This window comes from uncultured Gimesia sp. (assembly GCF_963972345.1).
Classification (GTDB): Bacteria; Planctomycetota; Planctomycetia; order Planctomycetales; family Planctomycetaceae; genus Gimesia.
In genome coordinates this window covers 1-3,610 of sequence record NZ_CAXAVM010000331.1, presented here as the reverse complement: position 1 = coordinate 3,610, position 3,610 = coordinate 1, and the positions used below count along the sequence as shown (strand labels likewise).

The 3,610-nt window shown below is 45.0% G+C and carries 4 protein-coding genes; 2 read left to right on the top strand and 2 right to left on the bottom strand.

The window, feature by feature from the left end; genetic code table 11:
- On the top strand, positions 1–472 hold a 472-nt coding region (locus AACZ40_RS28595; RefSeq protein WP_339677024.1), incomplete at its 5' end, for a porin.
- 129 nt (positions 473–601) lie between these two features.
- Positions 602–1,762, top strand: coding sequence for an aspartyl protease family protein (locus tag AACZ40_RS28590; RefSeq protein WP_291169942.1), 1,161 nt, complete (start codon positions 602–604; stop codon positions 1,760–1,762).
- Between the two features lie 52 nt (positions 1,763–1,814).
- On the opposite strand, the gene AACZ40_RS28585 is transcribed toward AACZ40_RS28590, so the two are convergent.
- Complete coding sequence (locus AACZ40_RS28585; RefSeq protein WP_291169945.1) at positions 1,815–2,372, bottom strand: hypothetical protein; 558 nt, start codon at positions 2,370–2,372, stop codon at positions 1,815–1,817.
- Positions 2,373–2,795: 423 nt separating this feature from the next.
- Complete coding sequence (locus AACZ40_RS28580) at positions 2,796–3,251, bottom strand: PepSY domain-containing protein (RefSeq protein ID WP_339677019.1); 456 nt, start codon at positions 3,249–3,251, stop codon at positions 2,796–2,798.
- Positions 3,252–3,610 lie beyond the last annotated feature (359 nt).

Here is a 3,610-nt window from a genome sequence, read left to right as displayed (position 1 = left end):
CACTCAAAACTATAATCTCTTTTCCGGTGAATTAGCATTTGTCACCGGTCCATTCTATGCACAATCAGAGATTTTGTGCTCGGTTCTCAGACAGGAAAATGGTGAAATCAACACCTTGCATGGTGCTTATGCCTATTTTGGATACTTTCTGACTGGAGAAAGCAGACCTTACAAACGAACCTCGGGTGTTTTTGGTCGCGTAATTCCCAACGATCCCTTTAATAGAGATGGTGGTTCAGGTGCCTGGGAAATTGCCGGACGTTGGTCTTATCTCAACTTAAATAGTAAAAGTATCCAGGGAGGGAGTCTTACAGATTTGACCCTGGGTCTTAACTGGTATTGGAATCAATATACTCGATTTGAATTTAATTATATTCATGCATTTTTAAATAGCAGCCCGGTCGTATATGGCCCAATCGTACGAAACAGCAACGCAGATATCTTCGGAGTTCGAGCTCAAATCGATTTTTAAAAATCTCTTTCGAACCTCAAATTTAAAACTGTGCAGCAGAAAATATTTATTCGTAAATTAATGTTCGAGATTTTTCTCGGGTGACGCACAACACATAAATCCCCTATTTTGTGAAGATGCAGAATCATTATGTCTCGCAAGTTACTTTTCATTACATTTTCTCTGATTGTCTTTTACACAACCTGTTGTATTTTCGTTGTCAGAGGCAATGAAAAAGAGAGGGTCCCTCCGAACGAAATGATTCAGGAATTTGACGTTGACCGCGGAGGCGAGTATCTCCTGCTCCCCTTCACTCTCAACGGAAAGACATACCAGTTCGTTCTTGATACCGGGACTGAGATCACCGTGCTTGACGTCGCGCTACGCGACGAATTAGGGAAGCAGATTGGACAAGTGAAACTAAAGGCACCTAATGGACATTCGACCGCAAATATCTACCAAGCTCCATTAGCTTTTGTGGGAAAACTTAAATTTGGTGAGACGGGATATGTCATTTGCTCAGATCTGATTGACATGCGGCGAACTTCCGGAAAAAACGTATATGGCATCCTGGGCATGGACTTTCTTCAAAACTACGTAGTTCAAATCGACTTTGATAGGGGAAAAGTTCGGATTATGGATGACGTGGAGCATTCCACAGAATCCTTAGGAAAACCTGTCCGTATTGGTTTCATACGCAAAAGCCCTCCCTTTGTTATTGCCGGACCCACGAGTGATCACGTAAGCCCTTTTTTGATTGATACAGGTAGTAATGCCACAGGCACACTGGCTTCTAATATTTTCGATGATCTCAAAAAGAAAAATGAATTAGAAGTACTTACCTCCACTAAACTGCAGACAATTACAGGAATTAGCTCGGTTGAATCAGGGAGACTTCCTGTATTGGTGGTGAAAGGTTCTGTCTTGCGAAATTTAATCGTAAAGAAAAGTGATTCGAATTCGCTTGGTCTCGGATTTTGGTCGCGACACTTTGTTACATTCGATTTTCCTGACAAAGTAATTTACTTGCATGAAGGTAAACGTTTCAATGAACCAGATCACTCTGACTTGAGTGGCTTACACCTACTTCGTATTGATGGTCGGACGGTAGTTGCCATTATTGACGAAACTAGCCCTGCAGAGAAAGCAGGTATTCAACAGGCAGACGAAATCGTGAGAATCGATAAGGAAGACGTTACCAATCAAAGCCTATTCAGTATTCGACAACAATTTCGATCTGCAACAACAAGCATAAACCTGACAGTCAATCGTAAAGGCCATCGGATCAAACTTGTGGTTGTCTTGCAGTAATCATCACTTAGGTAATTACCTCCCTCGCAGAGTCAATGTGAAACGTGTCTGATTACATCAGCCGATCATCGTTGCGTTTGAGTTCGGTAAAGTCTTCGGTTTCCGGTAGCAGGACGGCGAGCTTCTCACTTCTGTTAAGACGAATCACGCTACTGGTCAGTATGTCTTTCAGATAAAAACTGACCTCGACTGCTTCCCAGTCCATGCGAAAGAGAGAGCCGGTCATTCCCAGTGAATTACAGACGTTGCTTGCGGAATCCTGACGGGGAATCAGCGTCAGGCGACGGCCCAGGTTCTTGCGGCGGAGTAACTGTTCGAACCGGAGTGGCAGGGATTCATCGAGCAGCAGAACCACATCCGAAATCCCCTGCCCGTTTGCCTTATCGAAACGAGACAACACGACTCCCAGCTCTGCTGCAGAGGCATAGCGATGAATTTCTACATAAGATGCGCCCCGGGCCGACCATTGTTTGATCGTATCATTAAGGTCCTGCATATTGGTGTATGAGCCGCTATGCTGTTTTGCAAATCGGGTTTGATTGTCTCTCAAATCGGACCGCGTTGTGATCGAGAACAGATCATTGAAAAAACTGGTAAGAGTGATCATCATAAATTTCTTTTCTCTGACTGGTGAGTCATATTATCGATTCAATGAGTGATTAATCTGGAGAGCGGCGTCTGGAACGCGTCACGGTGAAGAGGAAGCTGCGATCCGGTCACAAGACTCAGTTTGCTGCTGATCGGCTAAGCGTTTTTTATTATTTGTATTCTGTTCAATTCGCTGGACCAAATGCGGAACGGCGTCCTGTATTGTCAGGCAGGTGTGATACTCGGGTCTGATTTTTCTGAAGTGTTTAAGGTAAGGGATCATCTTGTTTTCCATCTATCTGTAAACTATGAAATTTGCTGGCCGGAGTGATTCGAATTAAAGGCACTATAAAAGCGGACATAAGGCCATGCTGAATATGAACCAAAGATCAGACAGTGCAAAAAACACGATTGCGAGAATCGCCAGCCGTTAATTCTGTCGGCTTCAGTCGTCCGCCCGATCTGACAGAATTTTCCCCGTCGCCGCTTCAACAGTCAGCGCCCGCTCAGAACCGGCATGCAGCGCCTCTACTTTCCACTGACCATGCTCATAATCCATTTCCAGGATAGGTTGATAACCCGTCTGCTCAATCTGCCTGGCGATCTGGGAAGCGGTGAGGGCGTTGATACTCGGTTTCCGATGATGGGTGTCCGGATGCTCGCTAAGAATCGCCAGCGTCTGCGGGTTGACGTGGACTTCGAGCGGTTTGTTTTTGCGAAAGGTTTCGATTTCCCAGACACCATCGTCAAAATCAACTTCCACAATAGGCGCCAGCCCCTGTTGTTCCAGCTTTGATAAAACCTGTGAAAGCGGACTGTCCTGGCTCTGCGGGACATCAGCTCCGACTACAGTTCCTGCTACTACGCTCACGAGACTTGCTAATAATAATACAGCACGCATGATTGACTCCTTAGTCTTAGTCAGTAAATATTTTGGAACAGGCTTTCTGTTCTCACAGTCAGATACTATCGCGCGTGTCTGAAACCAGGATGAACCAAAGATAAAATCCGCTTCATCTTTCATGGCGATACACTTTGGCTGCGTATAATGTTGGTGTAAGATGAAAAAACGAAACGGATTACTACAATTTTAAGTAGAGAAAGCATTTGGGATGAGCAGCCGGATTTTGATTGTGGAAGATGAAGCCCACATTGCCGATTTTCTGATGCGAGGGTTATCCGAAGAGGGATATGGAGTCGAACACGCGGAAGATGGTCGAATCGGCTGGCTGCTGTTGAATTCGGAGACATGGGATCTGG

Coding starts and splice junctions, on each gene's coding strand:
- AACZ40_RS28580 (WP_339677019.1), bottom strand. CDS start 3,251: ATGCGTGCTGTATTATTATTAGCAAGTCTCGTGAGCGTAGTAGCAGGA.
- AACZ40_RS28585 (WP_291169945.1), bottom strand. CDS start 2,372: ATGATGATCACTCTTACCAGTTTTTTCAATGATCTGTTCTCGATCACA.
- AACZ40_RS28590 (WP_291169942.1), top strand. CDS start 602: ATGTCTCGCAAGTTACTTTTCATTACATTTTCTCTGATTGTCTTTTAC.